The organism is Levilactobacillus sp. FUA 3915 (genome assembly GCF_044053135.1).
Lineage (GTDB): Bacteria > Bacillota > Bacilli > Lactobacillales > Lactobacillaceae > Levilactobacillus > Levilactobacillus lanxiensis.
On record NZ_CP168704.1, the window covers coordinates 1,976,243 to 1,999,409 of the forward strand.

General features: G+C 53.8%; 25 protein-coding genes and 2 riboswitches. Of the genes, 14 read left to right on the plus strand and 11 right to left on the minus strand.

The genetic code is table 11. The features are described 5' to 3' along the window. Window positions 1–221 precede the first annotated feature (221 nt). The gene (locus ACEPST_RS09175) at window positions 222–1,535 is read right to left on the minus strand and encodes a nucleobase:cation symporter-2 family protein (protein ID WP_395390998.1); all 1,314 of its coding nucleotides are present in this window, start codon (window positions 1,533–1,535) and stop codon (window positions 222–224) included. A 185-nt stretch (window positions 1,536–1,720) separates the two neighbouring features. Continuing rightward, a riboswitch (purine riboswitch) is annotated at window positions 1,721–1,819 on the minus strand. Window positions 1,820–1,868: 49 nt separating this feature from the next. After that, the gene (locus tag ACEPST_RS09180) at window positions 1,869–2,048 is read right to left on the minus strand and encodes a hypothetical protein (protein WP_203637758.1); all 180 of its coding nucleotides are present in this window, start codon (window positions 2,046–2,048) and stop codon (window positions 1,869–1,871) included. 557 nt (window positions 2,049–2,605) lie between these two features. Here ACEPST_RS09180 and ACEPST_RS09185 point away from each other — a divergent pair. The 5 genes from ACEPST_RS09185 to ACEPST_RS09205 all read left to right on the plus strand — a co-directional run bounded on the left by ACEPST_RS09185 (window position 2,606) and on the right by ACEPST_RS09205 (window position 6,393). After that, window positions 2,606–3,589 carry an asparaginase gene (locus ACEPST_RS09185; protein ID WP_275404343.1) on the plus strand — a complete coding sequence of 328 codons (984 nt, stop codon included), beginning with the start codon at window positions 2,606–2,608 and terminating at the stop codon, window positions 3,587–3,589. A gap of 109 nt (window positions 3,590–3,698) precedes the next feature. Continuing rightward, window positions 3,699–4,862 carry a hypothetical protein gene (locus ACEPST_RS09190; RefSeq protein ID WP_204122118.1) on the plus strand — a complete coding sequence of 388 codons (1,164 nt, stop codon included), beginning with the start codon at window positions 3,699–3,701 and terminating at the stop codon, window positions 4,860–4,862. 397 nt (window positions 4,863–5,259) lie between these two features. Beyond that, a complete protein-coding gene (locus ACEPST_RS09195; protein WP_203637755.1) occupies window positions 5,260–5,607 on the plus strand; it encodes a hypothetical protein in 348 nt (115 codons plus the stop codon). A gap of 11 nt (window positions 5,608–5,618) precedes the next feature. Continuing rightward, on the plus strand, window positions 5,619–5,873 hold the full coding sequence (locus ACEPST_RS09200) for a zinc ribbon domain-containing protein (RefSeq protein WP_204122119.1): 255 nt from the start codon (window positions 5,619–5,621) through the stop codon (window positions 5,871–5,873). A 4-nt stretch (window positions 5,874–5,877) separates the two neighbouring features. Next, entirely contained in the window at window positions 5,878–6,393 is a 516-nt protein-coding gene (locus ACEPST_RS09205) for an O-acetyl-ADP-ribose deacetylase (RefSeq protein ID WP_204122120.1), read from the plus strand. Between the two features lie 102 nt (window positions 6,394–6,495). Here the strand turns inward: ACEPST_RS09205 and ACEPST_RS09210 are convergent, their stop codons facing one another. Further along, on the minus strand, window positions 6,496–6,690 hold the full coding sequence (locus ACEPST_RS09210; RefSeq protein ID WP_203637752.1) for an LBP_cg2779 family protein: 195 nt from the start codon (window positions 6,688–6,690) through the stop codon (window positions 6,496–6,498). Window positions 6,691–6,980: 290 nt separating this feature from the next. Between ACEPST_RS09210 and ACEPST_RS09215 the strand changes: the two genes are divergently transcribed. Next, window positions 6,981–7,154 (plus strand): hypothetical protein, encoded by a 174-nt coding sequence (locus ACEPST_RS09215; RefSeq protein ID WP_204122121.1) that lies wholly within the window; start codon window positions 6,981–6,983, stop codon window positions 7,152–7,154. Window positions 7,155–7,856: 702 nt separating this feature from the next. Here the strand turns inward: ACEPST_RS09215 and ACEPST_RS09220 are convergent. From ACEPST_RS09220 to ACEPST_RS09240, 5 genes are all read right to left on the minus strand, one after another. Continuing rightward, window positions 7,857–8,213, minus strand: coding sequence for a hypothetical protein (locus ACEPST_RS09220; RefSeq protein ID WP_204122122.1), 357 nt, complete (start codon window positions 8,211–8,213; stop codon window positions 7,857–7,859). A gap of 642 nt (window positions 8,214–8,855) precedes the next feature. Next, window positions 8,856–9,545 (minus strand): thiaminase II, encoded by a 690-nt coding sequence (gene tenA / locus ACEPST_RS09225; RefSeq protein ID WP_395390669.1) that lies wholly within the window; start codon window positions 9,543–9,545, stop codon window positions 8,856–8,858. Between the two features lie 21 nt (window positions 9,546–9,566). After that, entirely contained in the window at window positions 9,567–10,220 is a 654-nt protein-coding gene (locus tag ACEPST_RS09230) for an energy-coupling factor transporter transmembrane component T family protein (RefSeq protein ID WP_204122199.1), read from the minus strand. Then, complete coding sequence (locus ACEPST_RS09235) at window positions 10,217–11,626, minus strand: ABC transporter ATP-binding protein (RefSeq protein WP_204122198.1); 1,410 nt, start codon at window positions 11,624–11,626, stop codon at window positions 10,217–10,219. The genes ACEPST_RS09230 and ACEPST_RS09235 overlap by 4 nt, the downstream gene beginning before the upstream one ends. Window positions 11,627–12,187: 561 nt before the next feature. Then, window positions 12,188–12,748, minus strand: coding sequence for an ECF transporter S component (locus ACEPST_RS09240; protein ID WP_203640000.1), 561 nt, complete (start codon window positions 12,746–12,748; stop codon window positions 12,188–12,190). A gap of 86 nt (window positions 12,749–12,834) precedes the next feature. Continuing rightward, a riboswitch (TPP riboswitch) is annotated at window positions 12,835–12,924 on the minus strand. A 221-nt stretch (window positions 12,925–13,145) separates the two neighbouring features. Here ACEPST_RS09240 and ACEPST_RS09245 point away from each other — a divergent pair. From ACEPST_RS09245 to ACEPST_RS09260, 4 genes are all read left to right on the plus strand, one after another. Then, window positions 13,146–14,318: a D-alanyl-D-alanine carboxypeptidase family protein gene (locus ACEPST_RS09245; protein WP_204122197.1), complete on the plus strand. Its 1,173-nt coding sequence runs from the start codon at window positions 13,146–13,148 to the stop codon at window positions 14,316–14,318. A gap of 624 nt (window positions 14,319–14,942) precedes the next feature. Next, on the plus strand, window positions 14,943–16,115 hold the full coding sequence (locus ACEPST_RS09250) for a serine hydrolase (protein WP_374706473.1): 1,173 nt from the start codon (window positions 14,943–14,945) through the stop codon (window positions 16,113–16,115). A gap of 573 nt (window positions 16,116–16,688) precedes the next feature. Beyond that, window positions 16,689–16,874, plus strand: coding sequence for a helix-turn-helix transcriptional regulator (locus ACEPST_RS09255; protein ID WP_204122196.1), 186 nt, complete (start codon window positions 16,689–16,691; stop codon window positions 16,872–16,874). A 24-nt stretch (window positions 16,875–16,898) separates the two neighbouring features. Then, window positions 16,899–17,162: a HigA family addiction module antitoxin gene (locus ACEPST_RS09260; protein ID WP_204122195.1), complete on the plus strand. Its 264-nt coding sequence runs from the start codon at window positions 16,899–16,901 to the stop codon at window positions 17,160–17,162. 44 nt (window positions 17,163–17,206) lie between these two features. Here the strand turns inward: ACEPST_RS09260 and ACEPST_RS09265 are convergent, their stop codons facing one another. From ACEPST_RS09265 to ACEPST_RS09275, 3 genes are read right to left on the minus strand one after another with little or no spacing between them, the layout of a single operon-like run. Next, complete coding sequence (locus ACEPST_RS09265) at window positions 17,207–17,875, minus strand: chloramphenicol acetyltransferase (protein ID WP_204122194.1); 669 nt, start codon at window positions 17,873–17,875, stop codon at window positions 17,207–17,209. Window positions 17,876–17,886: 11 nt separating this feature from the next. Beyond that, entirely contained in the window at window positions 17,887–18,216 is a 330-nt protein-coding gene (locus tag ACEPST_RS09270; RefSeq protein WP_204122193.1) for a GIY-YIG nuclease family protein, read from the minus strand. A gap of 3 nt (window positions 18,217–18,219) precedes the next feature. Next, on the minus strand, window positions 18,220–18,972 hold the full coding sequence (locus tag ACEPST_RS09275; RefSeq protein WP_204122192.1) for a DUF2087 domain-containing protein: 753 nt from the start codon (window positions 18,970–18,972) through the stop codon (window positions 18,220–18,222). A gap of 239 nt (window positions 18,973–19,211) precedes the next feature. Between ACEPST_RS09275 and ACEPST_RS09280 the strand changes: the two genes are divergently transcribed. From ACEPST_RS09280 to ACEPST_RS09295, 4 genes are all read left to right on the plus strand, one after another. Next, window positions 19,212–20,027 carry an HAD-IIB family hydrolase gene (locus ACEPST_RS09280; RefSeq protein ID WP_204122191.1) on the plus strand — a complete coding sequence of 272 codons (816 nt, stop codon included), beginning with the start codon at window positions 19,212–19,214 and terminating at the stop codon, window positions 20,025–20,027. 82 nt (window positions 20,028–20,109) lie between these two features. Beyond that, entirely contained in the window at window positions 20,110–21,405 is a 1,296-nt protein-coding gene (locus ACEPST_RS09285; protein WP_239064552.1) for a PTS transporter subunit EIIC, read from the plus strand. Next, entirely contained in the window at window positions 21,389–22,201 is an 813-nt protein-coding gene (locus tag ACEPST_RS09290) for an alpha/beta hydrolase (protein WP_374706474.1), read from the plus strand. Before ACEPST_RS09285 ends, ACEPST_RS09290 begins: the two co-directional genes overlap by 17 nt. Before the next feature lie 70 nt (window positions 22,202–22,271). Beyond that, window positions 22,272–23,087, plus strand: coding sequence for a Cof-type HAD-IIB family hydrolase (locus ACEPST_RS09295; protein ID WP_203642999.1), 816 nt, complete (start codon window positions 22,272–22,274; stop codon window positions 23,085–23,087). Window positions 23,088–23,167 lie beyond the last annotated feature (80 nt).

The window sequence follows — 23,167 nt, forward strand, 5'->3', positions numbered from 1 at the left end:
GCAGATGCAGGGGGAAAACTAAAGGACTCTTAACCGTTTGTAAGGTTCCTGTCACACAGTGGGCCATTGTCTGAAAAAATAAGACGTGCTAATAGCTTATCATGGATGTCGGGTGGAAGAAAGTTATTTGATGTATAAATATAGTATAATGTTAATTATATTTAACCGCGAAAAAACGACTGACTCGGGCAAAGGAACCCAGTCAGTCGTTTCGTAATTCATTATTTATTTTGAGGTTGGGCGTCGCTGTTGACCTGCGCTTGCGCGGTCGTCACAGCGCGGTTCGGCCGCATGTTGAAGATGATATTCAAGAGCACGGCGGAGAAACTCCCAATGACGACCCCGTTGTTCATCACGATTTGTAAGGATTGGGGCAGGGCTTGGAAAATCTGGGGATAGACGGTGACGCCTAAGCCCAGGCCAATCGAGATAGCGGAGACCAACAGGTTGTTGTTATTTTGGAAATCAACCTGTTGGAGCATCCGAATTCCTTGGACCCCAACCATCCCGAACATAACGATCATGGCGCCACCCAGGACAGCGTCGGGGATGACCGTAGCTAGTGCACCAATCTTAGGCAACAGGCCCAGCAACATCAAGAAGGCAGCTGAGAAGTACAGGGGTTTACGCGTTTTCACGCCGGACAACTGTACGACCCCAACGTTTTCGGAGAAGGTCGAGTAGGGGAAGGTGTTGAAGAGCCCACCGAGAATAACGGCGATGCCTTCCGCGCGGTATCCGCGTTTCAAATCCTGTTCGCCAATCTTCTTGCCGGTGATATCGCCTAAAGCGAAGAAAACCCCGGTCGATTCAACCATGGTAGTCAGGGAGACCAGAATCATGGTGACGATGGACGACCACTCAAACTTGGGCGTGCCGAAGTAGAAAAATTGGGGGAGGTGGAACCAGCTGGATTGGCCGACCGCCTTTAGCGAGACCATGCCCATGGCACCGGCGATGAAAGTCCCAATCAGGATACCCGCCAGAATGGCTAAGGACTTGAGAAAGCCCTTGGCAAAGGCGTTTAACCCTAAAATGATGCCCATCGTGAGGAAGCCGACCAGTAACATCTTGGGATCACCGAAGTTCTTGGCCGTGGCGTCCCCGCCACCCAGGTCCTGGAAGCCGACCGGAATCAGCGTGAAGCCAATGATGGTGATGAGTGAGCCGGTCACTACGGGTGGGAAGAAGTTCTTAATTTTAGAGAACCAGCCCGCGCTGAGAAAGACGAAGATCCCGGCACTGATGATGGCCCCGTACATGACGCCGACGCCGTATTGATTCCCGATGGCGCTCAGGGGCGTGACGGCCTGCACCGCACAGCCGAGGACGACGGGTAAGCCGATCCCGGTCAGCGGGGTGCGTTTGAGTTGGAGCAGGGTTGCAACCCCACACATGAAGATATCCGCACTGATTAAGTAGGCCATTTGCATGGCGTTAAAATGAAGCGCGCCCCCAATCAGTAGGGGAACGATGACGTCACCAGAGTACATGGCTAATAAATGCTGGAAACCGAGAATGGCCGCGCGCCACATGGGTAGTGACGGCCCCTTTTCTGATGACGAGACGGATGATGCGGACTTTGTGGACTGCAAGAATGTTTCCTCCTTCTCGTGATGTCCATACGCCGCCAAGGTAATTTTGAAAACAAAAAAGCTCCCTTTGCAAAAAGGGGGCTACTGAAAACTCGCCGACGAACTCTTTTCATCGGCAAAAAGAGTTTCGTCCTCAATTTGCTTATAGTCCAGAGTTTACGGCTCTGGGTAGAAACTCGCCAACCTTATCTTGGCATTATATAGGCAATCACTTATTTTTTTAATGGAATGTCATTTACTTTACCACTGAAAAATAAAAATAACAATACCGATTTAGGAGGCCTTGTGTTTCGACCAGAGTCCTTTGAGCCAGTTCCATAAAGATTTGACTAGACCGTTGAACCAAGTCAATAGTGGCCCCCAGTCGGCGATGCCCCCGGATGAGCTGTACTTTTTGGGGTGGACGTGGACGCCTGGGATGTAGCCTTTTTCTTCGTCTTCTCTTTTGGACATTTTTAACATCCTCTCTGAATTCTAACTTAATTCTATCGCAAATACGGTACAATGTGGATAACGAATCTACTTGGCGGGCTGGATTAAAAATAGTTTTGCTCAGCGCCTCCGGGCTGGTGAAAACTGGGCCTGGTCGCGTCCGTTCCCGCCGGCGAGCTCAAGGAGCCCTGCTGTGGGGCCGGTTCCAGCCGAAGGGCGGGCTTCCACCTCAACTTTGAGCCTGAGGGGCGGTCTCAAAGGTTGTCCCATGGAACTAGGCTGGGACAGAACCCCAGCCAAGTCCATCGACACAGCCGGGCACCTTGGCTCGCCTCTGGTCACTCCCACGACCGGCCCAGTTTTCCCAGCCCTGCGGCTGATACTGGTTTGGCCCGCCGAGTGGATTGTTCTGTCGCGAGTCGGTTTGGTGGCTGTGGTAGATGGTATTGTCACGGCTGGTCGAGTTGAGATAGATTTTGCATGGTCGTTGTAATCAGACTAGACTTACCGCAACATTATCCCGGGGATAACCAATGAAATTCAAAATATTCAATGAAACTAACTAATACTGAAAGAAGTTGACAACTGTGAAGAAAATTTTAGCCATTCATACGGGTGGAACGATTTCCATGTCGCAAAATGATCAGGGGGAGGTTGTGCCGAATGCACAGAACCCGATTGCCCAACAGGAAACGATTCTGGCCGGACGGGTGGAATTGTTTACCGATGAAATGTTTAATTTGCCATCCCCGCACATGACGCCGGTGGAGATGCTACAGATCAAAGAACGCATCGACCAGGCCGAGAAAGATGGGATCGATGGCGTGGTCATCACCCACGGGACGGATACGCTGGAGGAAACGGCGTACTTCTTAGACCTGACCCTGCCCAGCACGATTCCCGTTGTCGTAACGGGGGCTATGCGCTCCTCTAATGAGGTTGGGTCCGATGGCCTGTACAACTTTCAATCCGCCATTGAAGTGGCCGCAGACGACGCCTCACGCGGAAATGGTGTGATGGTCGTGATGAACGATGAGATTCACACGGCCCGCTACGTGACCAAGACCCACACGACTAACGTGGCCACGTTCCGGACGCCCACGTTTGGCCCGATTGGAATCGTTGCCAAGGACCACGCGGTTTATTTCCAGAAATTAATTCGGGAAGATACCTGCAATATTGATCACGTTATCGACCACGTTTACTTGATCAAGGCCTACGCCGGGATGGACGGGAGCTTGTTTGATTTCCTCGACAACGACGAGACGGCCGGGGTGGTCATCGAAGGCCTGGGTGCCGGGAATTTACCACCGAAAACGCTGGCATCCGTGCAACGGTTGTTAGACCGGCAGATTCCTTTAGTTCTGGTGTCACGGTGTTATAATGGCGTCGCCGAGGACATTTATGACTACGAGGGCGGTGGCATTGAGCTGCGCAAGATGGGGCTGATGCTGTGTCAGGGGCTGAACGGGCAGAAAGCACGAATCAAGCTATTAGTGGGCCTGAGCGCTGGGTTACAGGGCGCCGAGCTCAAACAATTCTTGAGCACCGCCGTCTCCTAACCAGGCCGCGACTACTGACGGGCTATTTCTGTCAATATATGGTAAGATTTTCAGATAAATACGTTTTACCTATTCATGGGCAACGTATACTAAAAAAGGGGGTCGTCATGTGAATTCAATCGTGAATGATTTAAACCGGGCACTGGCCCAACGCTTACTGGTCAACGTTTATCAAACGAACCAGGAGGTCGTCTACACCGGTTACGTGACGACAGTCGGTGAGACGGGCATCATCCTCGCAACCTACGATGATTTTGGGTTGCCGGACGGTGCGGTCTTTCTGGCGCTGAACGTGATCGATGAGGTCGAATTTTCTAGTGATGATCTGGACAACATGTCCTTTCGGATGAAGACGGCGCAAGAAGAGCGCTTCATTCAAGCCGGGGGCCTGACCATGAAATTCGACACGCAACGCGACTTGCGGCGGCAGGTCTTGAGCCACGCGTGGGTCGATCACCTGGTGATTATGTTGGTTTTAAAAAATGATGAACATTTTTATGAAGGCTTAGTGACGAGCGTGGCGAGTGAAGAGGTCGGCGTGCAGTTGATCAATAAATTTGATTATTCTGACCAGCCGGCGATGATTCTGAATCCCGCAGACATTGAAGTCATTGAGTTCCAAGGCAAGGAGTTAACGCTACAGGGCATCGCAGCCCCCCATTTGCAAAAGCTCACGCACGTGGAACAGGTGGCGGTCGAGGACCCGACGCAATTCCGTGATACCTTGCAACAGCTGGCGGGTAAGGATCCCTTGGTGGCGCTGATTCCCAAGCACAACAAGGACCTCTTCTTCGTGGGCCAAATCAACGTGTTGACGGACGATTCAGTCATCATGAACCTGCTCGACATGTCGGGCCAGTTCGGGGGCTACACCCTGATGCGGCTAAGCGATGTGAATGCCATCGTGGTCGAATCTGATTATCTCCAAACGATGCGGCTCTTCTCGTTACTGAACCGAGCGCGCCAACAACCGCTACAACCGGTATTAAACGACGAACGTCTCTTTGATTCGACGGTGGACCAGTTCCACGAACGGCTGAGCCAGGCCGCTGCGTTCCGGACGATTATCCACGTGAAACTCAAGGACAACGACAGTCAGACCGGTTACCCCAGTCAGGTCGGCGGCGAACGCTTCATTTTCCACGAAGTTTCGGAAGATGAAATCGACCAGGTCGGCAAGGTCTACCGCGTGGCGGACGTGGAGGAGCTGTCATTCGGCTACCTCGACGCCTACCTCACGGAACACCAGTTGCGAGTCGAAGGTGACTTGTAAATGGGTTCAGTGTTGACTGAATTATGTTTGTTTGAGGTTTGAGAAATCAAGCTCAAGTGATAAAAAACAGTTAATAGTTAATGCGTGACCGTAAGTCATGTCGTTGACAAACCGTTTAGTTGCGGGCTAAACCGATGTTAGCCGCAGGGATGGTGAAAATAAGCTCAGCCGTGGGAGTTGCCTTAGTGGCGAAGCCGCTTAGGCAACTGATATCTTTGAGACGCGTTTCTTAGCGGCTCAAAGTAAGTCTGGAGACCGCTCTTTGGCTCCAGACGTTCGCCCACAGCGTCACGGCTTATTTTCACCATCCCGGAGGCGCTGACAACGGTAACCCCAAGACTAAACAATGAAATTTGGTGGCGCGGAAGGGCGCTACCGTACATAAGGAGTTTTTTACATGAAATGGCAAAATTTACCGCGCTGGATTCGCGACACCCTCTCTGTGGTTGGCGCGATGGCGGTGTTGTTGATCATCTATGACGCTTTCTTTGCGAAGAACGTCAACTGGGTACTGGTTCCGATTCAAATCGTGGTCGCCTTACTGGCCGTTGGGGTTTGGAGTTACTTTAGCTACCGGAGTCAACAGAAGCGCAAGCTCGCCGAGGAACAGAAGAAGGCCGCTGCCAAGCAACGGGTCATCGACCGGGAAAAGCGGAAGGTCGAAGCGGCCAAGACCGCTGCCGAAACACGGGAGAAGAACCTGGCGCGGAACCAAGCGCATCAGCAACAACGGCACCACGAATAGGAGGCGGTCTCTTGGCAACAGAGTTAAAATTTTGTCCGCATTGCGGTGCGGCTGTGACGGCGGACGATGACGTTTGCCCACAGTGTCAAACGGATCTCCGGCCTTACCGGCAGTCAGAAGCACCAGCCAAGCCGGCTAGTCAGAAGTTGAACTTGTCCTCGTTGTACGCCAATCCGTACCGTGAGGGCATGAAACGGTTGAAGGACCGGGATGATCAGGCGGCCAAGCCGAAGCATCACTGGCACTGGCCGTGGTCAAAGGAGTGAGCGTATGGCTGATTTTACGGTAATTCGGGGCGACATCACCCAGAGTAAAGTTGATGCGATTGTGAATGCCGCCAATACCACGTTGTTGGGTGGTGGCGGGGTCGATGGCGCGATTCACCGTGCTGCCGGTCCCGAACTGTTTGCGGCCTGTGTGCCATTGAACGGTTGTGAAACGGGTGAGGCCAAGATCACGCCCGGCTTCAAACTGCCAGCGACCTGGGTGATTCACACGCCTGGTCCCGTTTGGCATGGGGGTCAACAGGGCGAAGCGGACTTGCTGGCGAGCTGTTATCGCAACAGTTTACGCGTCGCGGTCGCCCATGATTGTCAGACGGTTGATTTTCCATCGATTAGTACGGGCGTGTACGGCTTCCCGCTGGAAGAGGCGGCGGCCGTCGCGACTCAAACGATTGGCGATGAGTTGGCTCACAGTTCTGGCCTGACCCACGTGCGGTTGGTGGCGTTTGACGACGCCACGGCCACCGCGTACCGGACGGCTTGGAATCGTTTGGCCGATTAACGTTTAAACCTAAACAAATAGCCGTTTCAGAAAGGTGGCCAGGTGACTGGCGAAACTTTTCTGAAACGGCTGTTTTTAATCTTAAATAGAATGTGCTGGTTGTTAGTGCGGCTTCGAAGCAATTAAGCCCTTCAACGAGCTCTGTTCTTCACTAGTTGGTTGCAGTTCGCCAGTCTTGATGCCGTGAAACTTCTCAACTGAAATGCGGGAGCCAAAGGCCATCTCTCCGTCTGTCTTATCGTATTTCTTTTGGTAGGCGATGATTGCTTCGGCCAAATCGTTTAATTCTTGACTCATAGATATCCCTCCAAATGATAATCCTAATGACTGCTTAAGTTCATTATACTAAAGTTTTCAAAAATCGGCGGAATAAGTCCCAATATCTGGAAGTTTTTTTCGATAATGCTTGCCCCGAGAGGAAAAATTGCGTAAACTTATACCCAATATGACAATTGGCAGAGTCGGGCCTGTAACCCGATGTGGCGGAATTGTTACTTACTTTTCGCTAGCCTGTCATGGTTTTGCAACATAAACCCTTTAAGCTAGTTAGTAGAATAATTTAGACTCATAACTAGTGAGGTGGCAGGATGAATTTGAAACATGTGATCAGTAGTCTGTTGACGGCGGTCATTTTATTGGCCGTATTCAGCGGTATGTCCTGGTACGCCATGGGCAAACGAACCACGACCCATCAGAGTTCGAGCCCAGTGGGGGTCATCAGTACCCCGCAGACGCATGCGTTTCGTGTGGCTGTCAAATAACGCGGTTAATCCCGCCCCGGGGCCGGATCATCCGGCTGTTACAACTTAAAACTTTGGTAATCATTGTGATTACAAGACTACAGTCACTTGTAGTTTATCAAGCGGGAAAACAGGTCGGCCTTCGGGCGGGCCTGTTTTTCTATGGAAAAGAGTGCGGAGCGGGGCGGTTAGGTCCTGAGCATTAACGTCGGTTCAGTGATGGCCCTGGGCTTGGGCCATTGCTGAACCGGGGTTAAGCGCAGGGACCTGCCCCGCGTAGCACGTTTCGGAGGCCGCCAGGACCGGGAATGTTCCGTGGAGAAACAGACAAATGATTTAAAACAAGATAAAATCTAAGGATTAACCCCGGACCTGGGGCATTTTCGTTACGGTGTTAAGCGGAACCAGTTGCCTCGCGTAGCACGTTTCAGAGGCTGCCAGGACCGGGATTGTTCCGTGGAGAACCAGTCCCAACGACAAAGAAATCCATCAAAATCAAAAACGCAGTCGCCATAACCTGAGAACCAACTCAGATGATAGCGACTGCGCTTTTAAATTAGCCAATAATAAACAAGGTCATAGATACGAAACTGAGTGACCTGTGTCAGTGACCAGAGGTGGGCCAAAGTGGTCAGCGAGGTGGAAGACCGCTTCTCAGGCTGGAACCGCGCCCCCACAGCAGACCACTTTGAGCCCACCACCGGGAACGAACAACAGAGGCAATCAGTTGGAGTGGAACCAGTCGCTTTGATTGCGGCGCACGTCCTTGCGAATCCCAAAGAAGTAAACCAAGAATGCCGCCACGGCAACGCCTAAGATGATGGTCCAGAACCAATTTTGTGTATGAATAAAGGTAAAGTAAGCAAACCCTAACGTGCTTAACCCGATTAAGACCAGGTTGAAAGGCAGGTGTTTACTATGGATAAACGCTACTGCTAACCCCAAAATGACGGCGCCACCGAACATGTTGTCGCCGCTTAGTTTACTACCTGGGTCCTTGAGCAACGCGTAAATTTCAATCGCGATGCCCAAAATCAGTGCCAGGTAGCCAAAAAACTCCAAGAATGTCAGTCGTTTCATGACGACACCTGCTTTCTCTAATGCGTGTATCTATTATAACGCAGGTTCACCGGGTTGAAAATACAGTTGCTTATGGGTTAAACGGGCATTGTTTGCGCCTCCAGGCTGGTGAAAATAGGCCGGGACGCTGTGGCGCGGTAGGTCGTTCCCGGCGGCGGGCTCAAAGCGCCCTGCTGTGGGGTCGGTTCCAGCCTAAGAAGCGGGCTTCCACCTCACCTTTGAGCCAAAGGGCGGTCTCAAAGGTTGCCCCATGCTCTAAGTAGAGAAAATCACTCTACTAAGACCATCGACACAGCTGGTCACTTTGGCCCGCCTCTGGTCACTGATATCGTCCAGCTGAGCCTATTTTCACCAGCCCTGCGGCTAACACTGGTTTAACCCATGAACTGGTATTTGGTGGTGTTTGTAACAGTCCCGTCTCTGGTCACTGATACCGGTCTGCCTAGCTTATTTTTACCAGCCCTGCGGTTGACACTAGCTTTAACACATAACCTGGTATTTTCGATTAGTCAGCTAGCGGATTGCTAATTATAAAGTTTTATCCGTCACTTAACTTACCCTATAAGGAGTTATTGCCTGAGTGATTAAACCAATTTCACAGCCATGCAAAAAGGACCAACCCAGTGGCCAGTCCTTCAATCGTTAATTCGTTGTCAGTGACGACGATTTCTTACTCGGCGTCAACGACCAGTCCTCGTGGTCTAACGCCATTTGCCAGAAGTTTAGTTCGTACCAGCTACTCTTTTCAAAAATGGCTAACAGCTGGTGCGTGTTTTCTGGGGTGGCGACATAGTTGGCGAGGGCTAATTGGTCCTTCATAGAACCGGTATAGTCGTCCGCGTTGTAGGTGTCGATCCAGGCCTGATAAATGGGGACGGGGGAACCGGTGCCGGCTAATGTCTGACCAATCTCCGCGTACAGCCAATAACAGGGGAGTAATCCCGCCACCGCACCGGCCGGACCCGCCGTCATCAAGGACCGGTAGAGGTGACTGGTATAGGCGTAACCCGTGGGAGCGACGGCGGTATTGGTGACTTCTTCCGGCGTGATATTTAAGCGGTCAAAGAAGGTTTGCCGCACCGCAATTTCACCCTGACGGAGGCTCTCTGCCCCGGCCCTTAGCTGTTTGACGACGCGGGGGTCCTGGCTTTGGTCGGCGGCTAAATCATGGAGTTTCCCAAATTCGTGGAGGTAGTAATGGTCTTGAATGAGGTAGTAGCGGAACGTGTCGCCGGGTAAGGTGCCGGCCTGCAGCTGTTGGATGAAGGGATGGCGTTTGGAGGCGTCCCAGCTAGCTTGGGTGGCCGCGTGTGCTAAATCAGTAAACATCATGACAGAAACTCCTTTTCTAAATTAGGGTAAGCCAATGAAGAGACCGACTTGAACCAGAATCAGACTAATGCCGCAGAGCCACCAGTCGCGGGCCCGCAAAGCTACCGTGACGGCGTGCGTCCGGGGTGCGCCTTCCACAAAACCGTGGGAGGTCATGGCGGCGGCGAGCTGGTCCGACCAGTTCATGGCGGCCAGAATCACTTTGAAATACAACTGGGGCGACCAGACGTGGAGGACTTGCCCACGCATCAACGCTGCGGCCTTAATGGTGGCGACCTCTGCCTGAATCTTCGGCATCAGGTTGAAGGCGGCCAGGAAGCCATAGGCAAATTTCGACGGTAGTTTGGCGTTTTGCTCCAGCGACCGGGTCAGCGTCAACGGGTCCGTCGTTTGGGTGAAGAGCCCGCCCATGTAAACGTAAACGAACATCCGCGTGAAGATGACGATGAGAAAATGGTGGGTGGTCGTTCCCTGGAGCGCTAACGACCAGACTAGAGCGCTGGCGAAGAAGAGCGGCACGACGGTTAGCCACAGGAGGCGTTTCCATTTCACGTGGCCCACGAACATCAGGATTAGACTAATGATGATCAGGGCGACGTTGACCGTCCACACCTGGGTGAAGGACACCTCGAGAGCAATCAGGATGACGAGCGCTAATTTTAAACTCGGATTCATGCTGGGGCCCCCTTGTAGGTGAGATGGTGGTCGGCCAGGGCGAGGTGTAAGGTGATGAGGTCGTCCAGGCCGCTGAGTTGGTGGCTGATCATGATTAGGGTCAGGTGAAGGTCGCGCTGAACGGTGGTGAGAATGTGCATGACCACTTGAATCGACGCGAAGTCCAGGCCCTTTAGCGGTTCGTCGAGGAGGAGAACCGCGGGTGCCATGATCAGCATGCAGAGTAATTGGAGCTTCTTTTGCTGGCCGCTACTGAGCGAGTAGATGATCTGCTCGGTGTGCTCGGCCAGGTTGAGTTGCGTTAAGAGGTCTTGGACCCGTTCGGCCGTGAAGTAGTCGCGGTTGCCAAATTTGCGGGAGAGTGCGAGTTCCTCGGCCACGGTCACGTTGAGAAATTGCGAGCTGGCCGCCTGGAACATGAGGCCCACGGACCGCGCGTACTGCTTGCGGGGGAGCTTTTGAATGTCGGTCCCGTCGTAGGTCAGGCGTCCTTGGTATTTGCCAAGGCGGACCAGCGCCCGAAAGAGGGTGGATTTGCCACTCCCATTGGGGCCGGTGATCAGGGTCGCTTGATGGGCAAATAGCGCCAGATCTTGCGGTGCCAATAGTTCACGCTCACCGTGTCCCAGGCGCAGTTGCGTGCCCTGCAGACTGATGGGCAGTTCACCCGGTAAAGTGACGTGAGTCAGCTGAAGCTTATCGGGGGTAAACGCCGCGAACCGGGCCTGCGTATCTGCTGGCGACAAGAGGGTCAGCTTCCCCATATCCAGCACGGCCAGATGGTCCACCCAGCGGTCGTAATTGCTGAGGTCGTGATCGGCGAGGATGATGGTCTTGCCGCGCTTGGTACACAGGGCGACAAGCTTTTCGAGCAGGGCCAGCCGCGTTGGCGGGTCGATGCTGGCGAAGGGTTCGTCCAGCAAAATGACGTCGCTGTCCATGGCCACGATGATGGCGAGGGCCACCTTCTGTTGTTCACCACCGGACAGCTGCATCAGTAGCCGGTCTTGTAAATCGGTGATGCCGATGAAATCGAGGGCGGCGGTGATTTTGGCGGGGATGTCAGCCGGGTCAATGCACTGGTTTTCCAGGGCGAACCGCAACTCGTTTTTCACCGTGTCCATGGTGAATTGCGTGCTGGGTTCCTGGAAGAGCATGGCGACGGTGGCGGCCCGCTTGGTTGGGGCAATGTCGGCCAGTGGCTGGTCGTTAAAGGTGATACTGCCAGCGGTTGGCAGCGGGGTGAGCCCCGCAATCAGCTTGAGCAGCGTCGACTTGCCGCCACCGGAGACCCCGGTTAATAGGGAAAACTTGCCACTGGGAAACGTGACGTTCAGGTCATCGAGGACGGGCCGGGAACGTTTGGGATAGGTAAATGTCAGTGAATGAACCGCTACGGTGGCCACAATGATTCCTCCAATTCTACAATGATGTTGCTGGGTTACGGGTACGCGTGGGAGTCGCCTTGCCGGTCGGTGAAAATGGACCGTGACGCTGTGGGCGGACACCCGAAGCCTGAGGAGCGGTCTTCGGGCTCACTTTGAGCCGCGAAAACCGCGTCTCAAAGATGCCAATTCTCTAAGCGGCAAGGTCCCCGCTAAGAGAATTCTCACGGCTGAGTCCATTTTCACCGACCTCACGGCTGATACGGCGGTAACCAGCAACGTTGGTGGTTACGGGATTCAGGGCCACCTTCACCTTGTGGTGGGTGGTCGTGAGTTAGCTGTGATTAATTTGGTATCGAAGCTGTTAAGCTTGTGTTCGGTTGGGTAATCTTTGACCCTTGGTGCGGTCAGAGATTGGATGGATAATAGGATGAGAAAATTGTTCAAGAATGATTGATTGGGGTGCAGACAGTGCCGGCCGTGAGGGAAAAGAAAATTGGCTCAGCCGAGGTTTAAGCCGTCCTGCCCCCAGCGTTCCGGTCAATTTTCTTTTCCCGGTAAAGCGCATGGTAAAATCAACCGTTATTTGACGTTTGGTAAGACGTGCGCGCGGGCTAGTAGGTTGGTGATCAGCTTGGTTAAGACGCCACCGAAGAGGAAGACCGAGCAGAAACGGACCGCGAACAGGAGAATCAGGAAACCAAAGTGGTAAGCGGAGTACCCACTGCGGACCAGGTCCCAGGCGAAGGTGACAATCGTGGTGGTCAGCGCGGTCAGAACCAGCGTGACCCAATTGTATTTCTTGTAGCGCATGGCGGCGAAGCCAATTTCAGCGCCCAGTCCTTGCACGGCGCCGGAAATCAGCGTGCTAGCGCCCCAGATGCCGCCCAGGAACATTTCCACAACGGCGCCGAGAAATTCGCCCAGCGTGGCCGCCCCTGGAATCCGGATGATAAAGCCGGCCAGGGGACCCGCCATGACCCAGACACCCAGCAAAATTTCGTTAGCCAGGGGTTGGAGCCCAAATGGGGCGAGGGCCGCTGCCAATAACGTGTAAACGGGATTAATGACCCAGAAAATAACCCCCATAAAAATTGCTAAAATTGTGACCAAAATAATATCTCTAATATGCCAAGCCTTCATAACCCGATGCCTCCTAGAATTTTTTGACAGGGGAGTCTATTGTGAAAAAAATCCCCACTAAGAAAGTGCTTAGTGGGGTTCATTGACAGCATAAAAGTACGCATCCCTTCGCTGGTATTAACCAGAGCAGGTTCAATGGGTTTGATCTCAGCCGTGAGGCACCCCAGTCGTATTTGATTGACTCTAGCGTAACTAATTTGCTGGGTAAATGCAACCATTGCCCAAAATAATCGTGCCTAGTCGTTGATTTATTCAGGATGGAAACGTTTTTTACAATTTCGTTACGACCGGGATATTTCACGTCTAAAGCGGTTAATCGGGCTATCCGTTGCGGGGCAAGAGTGCTATTCTAATAGTTGGTTATCTTAATTATTATACGATAGGAAGGATTTAACTCATGAGAAATTTACATATGAAACGCGGCCTGATGGCGTTTGCCGTGGCCTTAACGGTCGGCGGCACTATCAGCGCTGTCGTGCCTGCCAACGCTGCTTCAGCCTACAAAACGGTCAGCACGAAAACCATTAAGAAGACGGCCTACCACAAGAAACATGCCAAGGGAGCCATTTATAACAAAGCCCACACCCGTAAGGTCAGCAACCTAACGACCCACCCGCACACGACGTGGTACGCCACGAAGCAGGCGACGCTGAAGCATGGCAAGTCGACCGGCGTTTATTTCTACGTCAAGAACAGCAAGAATAGTGTGAAGGGCTGGGTTTGGCACGGCTACCTGAAGAAGGGGAAGGCGCCATTTGTCTTGACCAAGGCCAAGGCGGCGGTTGCCATGAACGCCAAGACGGGGAAGGTCGTTTGGTCCAAGAACGCCAACACCGCACGGCCCATCGCGTCCGTTTCTAAATTAATGACGTTATATCTGGCTTTGAAGAAGGTTGATGGCAAGACCAGCAACTGGAATCACAAGGTCAAGATTACCAGCCGTGGCTTGGTTTCCATGAGCCGGAGTGCCGACTGTGGGGGCTTCCATTTCAAATTGAATCATAGCTACACCGTCAAGCAACTGTACTACGCGGCATTCCTGGATTCGTCCAACAACTCCGCTATCGCGCTGGGCAAATGGGTCAGCGGCAGTAACGGCAAGTTTATCAAGAAGATGAACGCCCAAGCCAAGTCCTGGAAATTGGGTAAGGCCCACTTCGTTTCAGCTTCCGGTCTGGAAAACAGCGACCTGCGGCGGTTCGGTTACGGCTACGGTAAGGCCAACGCCAACAAGGTTTCCGCTAAGGACGTTGCCATTATTGCCCGGCACCTGATCACCAGCTACCCCCGTATCTTAAAGGATGGCAAGATTGGCTCGATGAAGGTCAACGGTCAGGTCTGCCACAACTACAACAACCTGTTGAAGGGGCGGAAGTACTACCGCGCCTCACTGAAGGTCGATGGGTTGAAGACGGGTTACACGCCGCTGGCTGGGTACTGCTTCGTGGGTACCGGTCAGAAGAAGGGTAAGCAACGTGTGATCACCGTTGTGTTGCATGATGAGAACGAGTTCACGGAGACGAAGTCCTTGATGGATCACGCCTACCGCCTCAGCAGCATGAACAACTAATCCTGGGTTTAAATTTGTGTTGTGGACAGCGCCTCCGGGCTGGTGAAAACTGGGCCTGGTCGCGTCCGTTCCCGGCGGCGAGCTCAAGGCACCCTGCTGTGGGGTCGGTTCCAGCCTGAGAAGCGGGCTTCCACCTCAACTTTGAGCCTGAGGGGCGGTCTCAAAGGCTGTCCCATGCTCTAAGCTGAGTGAGAAACCTCAGCTAAGACCATCGACACAGCCGGTCACCTTGGCTCGCCTCTGGTCACTCCCACGACCGGCCCAGTTTTCCCAGCCCTGCGGCTGACACTGGTTTAGCCCGCAGGATTGGTTGTTTTGCTTCGTGGAGGTGGCTGACTGCTGGGGTTGTGTTGTGGTTGGTCAGATTCACGTAATAGCCATAAAATTGTTTTGAAAAGGTCCTACTGAGAGTTTTCTTGGTAGGACCTTTTTCGTGGCTTGAATTGTGTCTACTGAAGAGTCCACAATCGTTAACCATCCTAGTTATTTAGCCACCAACTTGTGGATTACGGTAAAGTTACGTCCCCAACAAGTAAGTTACAGATGGGCCGGAATCCTTGTGGGAACGGCGTTTATCGTGTTAGGGTGACTTATATAAAGTTTTTAATGAGGAGAGGTCTACATATGATGAAATCAGGAAAAACCAAGTGGCTGGTGCTGGCGTTAATGTTTGTATTGACGCTGGGTGCCGGGCTGAGCTTGCAGGTGACTGCCGATGCGGCCGTTTATTCTACGGTGTCGACGGCGACCATGACCAAGACGGCTTACCACAAGAAGAGCACGGCAGGGGCCATTTATAATCAGGCGCATAATCGTAAGATTGCTTCGCTGAAGAGTTACCCCAACACGACTTGGTACGCCACCCAGAAGGCAACCTTGAAGCACGGTAATTCTAAGGGGATTTACTATTATGTGGCCAACAAGTCTGGTTCCGTGAAGGGCTGGATCTGGCACGGCTACCTGACCAAAGGAAAGGCGCCATTCGGTCTGAAATACGCCAAGAACGCTATTGCCATGGACTACACGACGGGTAAGGCCGTCTGGTCCAAGAGTGCCAACACGGCGCGGCCCATCGCGTCCGTTTCTAAATTGATGACGCTGTACCTGGTCTTACAAAAGGTTGACGGCAACGCATCTACTTGGAACCAGGTCGTCGACACCAGTAGCAAGGGCCTGATTGCCATGAGCAAGAGTTCTGCCTGCGGCGGTTTTGTGTTCCAAACGGGGCACACTTACACCGTCAGAGAGCTGTATGACGCGGCCTTGCTGGATTCTTCCAACAACGCGGCAATCGCTTTGGGCGAATGGGTTGCCGGTAGCAATGCTAAGTTCATTCAACAGATGAACGCGCAAGCCAAGAGCTGGAACCTGGGTAAGGCCAGTTTCGTCTCGGCTTCCGGTCTGGAAAACAGTGACTTGAAGGCCTTTGGTTACGCCTACGGGACAGCCAATGCCAACATGGTCTCCGCCAAGGATGTGGCGCTGATTGCGCGGCACCTGATCCAAGACTACCCCCAAATTTTGACCGACGGCGCGGTTGGGTCAAAGACCGTTGATGGCCAACTCTGCTACAATTATAACAACATGCTGTCTGGTCGGAAATACTACAAGGCGTCATTGAACGTTGATGGCTTGAAGACCGGGTACACGCCGCTGGCTGGGTACTGCTTCGTGGGGACTGGTCAACAGGCTGGCAAGCACCGGGTGATTACCGTGGTGCTGCATGATATTAATGAGTTCACGGAAACGCAATCCCTGATGAAGCAAGCCTACAGCTACAGCAGCATGAAAGCTTAATCTGGGGGTTAAACTTGTGTTTGTGGACAGCGCCTCCGGGCTGGTGAAAATGGGCCGTGGCGCTGTGGGCGCACGCCCGAAGCCGAAAGGCGGTCTTCGGGCTTACTTTGAGCCGCTAAGAAGCGCGTCTCAAAGATAGCAGTTGCCTAAGCGGGGAACCCGCTAAGGCAACTCCCACGGCTGAGCCCATTTTCACCAGCCCTGCGGCTGACACTGGTTTAGCCCAGGATTGTGTCGTTCTGCGTCGTGAGAGGTGACTGGTTACTGGGATGGGGGTATCCGTTCCCGTCACCTTGGATCGTCACTGGTCACTTCCACGGCTGGCCCGGTTTTCCCAGCTCTGCGGCTGATACGGGTTGAGCCCGATTAAGTGTCACCCTGTCTCTGTGGCGGCTAATCAGATTGATTGTCTTTTAAACTGACTAATTACTAAGCGTCGTCCTGAAACAATGGGATGGCGTTTTTATTTTTCTATCCAACTAGTGTTGGGGTGATCTGGTTGTTGGGGCGTTTGCTATCTTTTCACCGGTGGTCCCGGTATGATGGGACCAACTACAGGAAGTGAGCGATTAGATGATCGAACGATATCAACATGAATTCACCGAGCCAGTAGCGCCAGGGGGCTCCTTGCAAGAGGCCATTGACCTGCTGGGTATCTCTCCAGCACAGTTAGCCCCACGAACGGGCACCTCGGTTTCGTACGTAACGGCTGTGCTGGCGGGACGATTAGGCTTACCCCGGCGTTTGTGCAGAAATTAGCGCTGAAGGAAAGGGTGCCAGACAATGACTAACCGAGAAACCTACAGATTCCCCGTGCCAATAGCTCCGGGGGAAACCTTACAAGAATCCATCGACCTGTTACAAATCACGCCAGCGGACTTGGCTGAAAAGACGGGGGTATCCGTCGCTTATGTCCGGCAAGTGTTGGCCGGTCATACGCGAATCACGCCCGAGTTTGCCAGCGCACTGACACAAGTCTTCGATGTGCCCGCTGCGTTTTGGCTTCGGTACGATCAGAATTACCATCAAGCTTTAGCTGAACAATAGGCACAAAAAGGCCGCTCACGAGAAATCCGTGGGCGGTCTTTTCATTAGTCGACCAACCAAGTTTCTGGGTGATCGAACGCATTTTGTAATTTCGTGAAGAACTGACTCACGTGGTAGCCGTCCGCGACCGCGTGGTGGATGGTCACGGAGAGGGGCATTTGCCAGTGGTCGCTTTCGTTGACGAACTTGCCAGCCTGGATGACCGGGAAGAACGTGTTCAATGGCGTGAAGGGCAGCGGCGTGTAGCTGGTGAAGTGTGTCCAGGGGATGCTGCCAATCATGTAGGTGTTGGCACTCTGGGGCGCCTTGGCCATCGGCGTGTGCAGGTCGCCATATTGGGTTTGATCTGCCAGGTAGTTTTGGTAAAACTGGGTGAAGCTGGCGTCGTAGGCCGTCCAGAGACTGGAGATGGTGTGGTCGGTGTGCATGACGGAGTAGCTTGGGTGGAGCACCTCGTAGCGCACCAGTTGGCCGTCTTCTGTCCGACTCACCCGGAACTCGGGCATCTCGGTAATTACCCGGGAGACCAGGTAGAGGTACGCCGGATTGAATTTCAAATCGCGGGCGGCGAGCCAATCCTTGGTGGCCGTCACGTCGAGGTCGGCGTTCACGGTAAAGCCGGTCGGCATCATTTTGGTGAAATAGTAAAAGTATTCCCGCCGCGACCAGGTAGCTGGGTCGATGGGGGTGGTTGTCGTGTTTAATGGGTTCATGGAAACTCCTTTTAGTGTTGGTTATAGGCCGGGTGTAGCTTGTCGAGCCACTCGGCTTTGAGGTCACGCAGTTTTTGGCGAAGATGGTCGACGTCGGTAGCGTCCTTCTTCCAGAGTACGCTGTAACTGAACTGGTCGGCGCCTAGCGCGTTCCAATCCGCTTGGAGTGGCGTGTCGTGGTAGAAGTTGCCGTTCAGGTTGGTTTGGTAGTAGCCCCACCGGTTGTGGAGGTTGGGGGCGACGTCGATAAAGATTTGTCCGGTCTGGTCATTTTTGATTTGAATCACGCCGTAGAAGGTGGGCGTGGCTTTGTACTGTTGAATCAAGTCTTTTTTGTTCATGGGTTACTCCTTGTAACTGGGATTCCGCCAGTAGTCGCTGCCGTCGGTGGTGCGTTCGAAGAAGTCGTAATCGACCAGGTAACGGCGAATCAGCGGATAATCCGGATAAATGGGCCGAAGCAGGTCGTTGAGGCCAGCCTCGGTGAAGTGTTGGTCTGGGGAAATCGTGCTGGTAATGCGTTTGAGCACAGCTAGAATCGCCTTCTGGTGCTTGGGCCACCGTGTCAGCTGCAGCGGATCGGTCGACTGGAAGAACTTGGTGACGAGCTGCTGGTACTCGGTAGTCGTCATGGCAAAGCGGTCGTCCTCCGTGCCAGCCTGATTGGGGAAGCGGACCAGACTGTCGGCCACGGCCGGTTGGTTGAAGACCTGGTCGTAAATGGCGAGGTACAGCTTGGCCTGCTTGGCCTTCTCCCGGAAGGTAAACTTCTGGTGGCGAATGGTCGCGGCGGCCACGCCAGTCGCGGTGGCAATCTCGGCGTCCTTTTGCCCGGTACTAAAGGCGGCCAAGAGCTCGCGTTGCTTGGCGGTTAGGGTGTTGTACTTACTAGCATCGTTGATCAACAGGTGGACGGCATCCGGGTGCTCCTGGGCGACGTGCTGTTGAATCATTTGGGCTGCCTGGTAGAATTTGTCCGCGACCGGGAAGACCTGATCGGTGGCAAAGCTGGCCTGACAGTAGTTGCAGACGTATGCCGTGGTGGTTTGGTGCCATCCCTGTTCAATTTCGGTGAGGGAAAGGTCTTGTAAATTCATGATGATGCCTCCAATGGGTCTTAGTGTACAGATGTTTACCAAAACTGTCAACATTTATTTAAAAAACGTATACCCACAATAAACAAATAAATAAAACGACTGTTACGCTAAGCCTGGCAAACGCTTCAGCACTTAGCCAGTTAATATCATTATATTTGTAAGCAAACATCGTTGCGAAGCGGCTTGCGGCCAGGTATGATGGGTGCAAGTTAGCTTTACCAGAAGGGGAGATGGGTGGCGTGACACCAAGGTTGATAGCGACGGACTTAGATGGCACATTTTTAGATAACAGCGGACGCTACGATGCGCACCGGTTTGACACACAGCTGGCGGTGATGGCCCAACGACGGGTTCACTTTGTGGTAGCGACGGGGGACCCGCTCGACCATGCGCAGGGCCTCTTTGCGCCGTTGAAGAATCGCGCGGCCATTACCTACGTAGTCGAGGACGGCGCGCTGATCACGACGGCCACGGGGCAGGTGCTCAAGTGTGCTGCGATTCCCACGACGTTGTGGCAGGTGGCGACCACCTGGATCAGTCGAACGCCCGTGATGGCAGACTGTTTCGTGATTGCTTGCGGCTGGAAGAAAGCCTACACGCAGTTGCCGGTCGACAGCGAGCGCTTCAAGGAATCGCAGGCCTTCTACCCCAGCCTGACGCACGTGGATCAGTTAACGACCGTTGCCGATGGCATTTTGAAATTAGATTTGACCTGGCTGAAGACCGACATCGCGCCCCAAGTTGCCGCCTTCAATCAACGTTTCGTGGGGAACCTGCGGGCAACCAGCAGTGGCCTAGGCGGCATGAACGTGACGCTTCCGGGCGTCAACAAGGCCGCGGCCCTACAGTATTTAGGGGACACCTGGCAAATCGGGTCCGCCCAGATGGCGGCCTTTGGCGACTCCGGCAACGATGCCGCTATGCTCGAGCTGGTGGGCCAAGGATTTGCCGTGGCCAACGCGGCGCCAGAGGTCTTACGGACGAGTCGCCAGCAAACGCCTGACACCAACGATGAGGGGGCCGTCTTGAATCAGATTGCGCGCTGGCTAGTTTGAGTTGCTCGCGTTCTAACCGAATGTCCAGTTGCAGCAAACGACCCGCTGCCGGCATACAATGACCGCAGTGGGGGTGAGTGACGTGCAAATCACAACGAGCCGTTTGGGGACGGCACTGGTTGCGTTGGAGGTCAAGTGTCAGCGCAATCGACAGGTCGCGGCGATTCGCCAAGCGTTGCGGCTGATTTTTCCCATTATTCTATTGGGCAGTTTGGCAGATTTTGTTGACCAGGCCTGGCTGCAACGGACCGGGTATTTTTATCAGACCTTACACGTGGCGACCTGGGTGCTCCAGCTCAAGGTGTTGCGGCAATATCTCCGCTTGATCAGTGCGGGGACGCTGGGACTGGCGGCCATCCTGATGGCGTTTGCCGTGAGCTTTTATCTAGTGGCACCGGTGACCCGACAGACCACCAATCGACTGATGGCCGGCATGACCGCCGTGATCAGTTTGAAATTCTTCAATGTCAGTCGGCCGTCAGTCTTGGCCCTGCGTCCCATCAAATGGGCGTCGGCCAACCTCGGCCTGCAGGGCATCCTGATGGGCATTCTGATTGGCCTCCTCGTGGGCAATAGTTATCGCTGGTTCCTGGCCCACCACGAGACGACCGGTCTGACGGGCCCGTTTCTGCTGATGAGTGGCTGGCTGCTGGGAACCACCGCGCTGGGCCTACTGTGGGTGACCACCCAGACGGTCAGTCTAAATGCGGCGTTCGTGAGCGCCATTCAGTGGCCGTTTCGCTTACCGCATTTCATCTTGGGCCTGCTAGGCTATAGCGGACTGACCAGCCTGTATGCGTGGCTCGGGGTGCTCGAGCCCATCACGCCGAGCGGGCAAACAGTGGCGACGGCACAAAATTTAGAGGCCGTCTTGAACCATGCCGGCTGGCAGTTGCCCCATCCCGTGACGCTCCACACCGTCGTTGACGTCTACGCCAACTTTGGCGGGACGGGGATGTTGCTGGGACTCGTGCTGGCCATCCTGCTGGTGCACGGCCACACGCAGCATCACGCCGTGGCGTGGCTGAGCCTGGTCCCAACGCTGGGAAACTTCGGGGCACCGCTGATGGTCGGCCTGCCGGTGATGCTAAGCCCCGTACTGGGCATCCCGTTTCTCCTGGCGCCACTGGTCTGTATCAGTGTTAGCTGGCTGTGCCTGCATCTGGCCTGGGTGCCCGCGGTGGCGTATCCGTTATTGACCGGGACGCCGGGACCGTTGCAAGCGTTCTTAGGGACCGGTGGCAATTGGGCGGCCTTAGTTCTTGGTCTCGTGAACCTCGCCCTGAGCACGGCCATCTACTATCCTTTTGTGAAATGGCACGTGCAGGCGCAAGCCCAGATAGCCGGGGAGGTGGCCGATGATGATCCACGCAATTAAACGCGGCTTTATCGTGGTGCTGGGCCTCTTGGTCTTGCTCAGTCTGCCAGGTTTTCTCTGGCGGCCCCAGCAACGTAGCGAGGTCCGTAGTCACTATCAAACACTGATGGCGCCCGTCTTTTTGGTGCCTGGCTCGAGTGCGACCCAGAACCGCTTCAACGCGCTGGTCAAGGAACTCAACCGGGAAACGCCCGCGACCCACAGCCTCTTACGGGTCGAGGTCAAGACCACGGGCCAACTGGTGTACACCGGCCGCATCCAACCGGGGGACACGCGGCCGTTCATCGTGGTTGGCTTTCAGAATCATCACGACGGCGCGCAGAATATTTTAAAGCAGGCGAAATGGTTTGCATTGGCCTTTAACGCCCTGCAGAAGACGTATAAGTTCAATCATTTCTCGGCAATGGGGCATTCCAACGGCGGCCTGGTCCTGACGCTATTCATGGAAAATAGTCTGGATCAGCGAATCGTGCGAGCCAACCGGCTGATGACGATTGCCACACCGTTTAATCTGGAGGAAGACGACGCGACCGTGGATACACCCCTGTTCAAGACGCTGGAAGCAGGGCGGCAACGGTTGCCTCGACAGCTGGTCGTCTACTCGATTGCCGGCAGTAAGACCTTCACGGGGGATGGCATCGTGCCGTTTGACAGCGTGAACCGCGGCAAGTATTTATTTCAGGACCAAGTTAAGGGATTCACGCAGATTACCGTGACCGGTGCGAACGCCAACCACGCGGATTTGCCGGAGAATCAACAAATTGTTGCGCTCATTCGGCAGGACCTTTTGTCCTAATCATGGTTTATTTCACAAGCCGTTACGTGTAAACTAGGGGCATAAGGAAAATTACGGAGGCCAACAACGAATGATAAAGATGATTGCGCTCGATTTAGACGAGACGTTACTCAATACGGATAAGACCATTAGTGAAACCAACGCCGCAGCCCTGCGGCAATTACACACTGCGGGAATCAAGGTGGTGCTGTGTACCGGCCGGCCCATCAATGCCATTTGGGGCTACCTGGAACAACTGGGACTGACCACGGCTGAAGATTACACGATTACCTTCAACGGGGCCCTGGTCATTCAGAACACGACCAAGGAAGCCTTGGCTCAGAGTGGGTTGAGTCGCACGGATTTCAAGCCGTTGCACGCCTTTGCAGCAGCCAACCACTATCCCTTGGACGTCTTGGACTTTGATCAAGTCTATCCCGTCGCTGATTTAACGCCATCGGTTTACCAACAAATGTTGAAGGCCCCCATGACCTTTACCCCGACGCCGTTTGCAGAATTACCCGACCATCTCTTCAGTAAGGCCGTCATGGCGACGGACCCCGCCACGCTGGATGAAGTCGTTAGCAAGCTGACACCGGAGCTGACCGATCTGTATCACGTCGTCCGCTCACAACCCAAGATTTTGGAATTCTTGGCCGCCGACATGGATAAGGCCGTGGGATTGGGCCAACTGTTGACGCACTTCGGTTGGGACTTCAGTAACCTGATGACCTTCGGGGATGCCGAGAACGACTTGGGCATGATCAAGGCCGCCGGGGATGGCGTTGCTATGTTGAATGGCCAACCAGCCGTCAAGGATGCCGCCAACCACATCACGCCCAAAGACAACAACGACGCTGGGGTTGCGGCGTACCTTAAACAAACCTTTCCAGAATTGTTGAGCTAGAAGCGGTAGCGCTTGCATTTAGACCGATAAACTGGCAGTATAAATGGTGTATAGGATTAATCTTAAGGAGGATTTTGGTC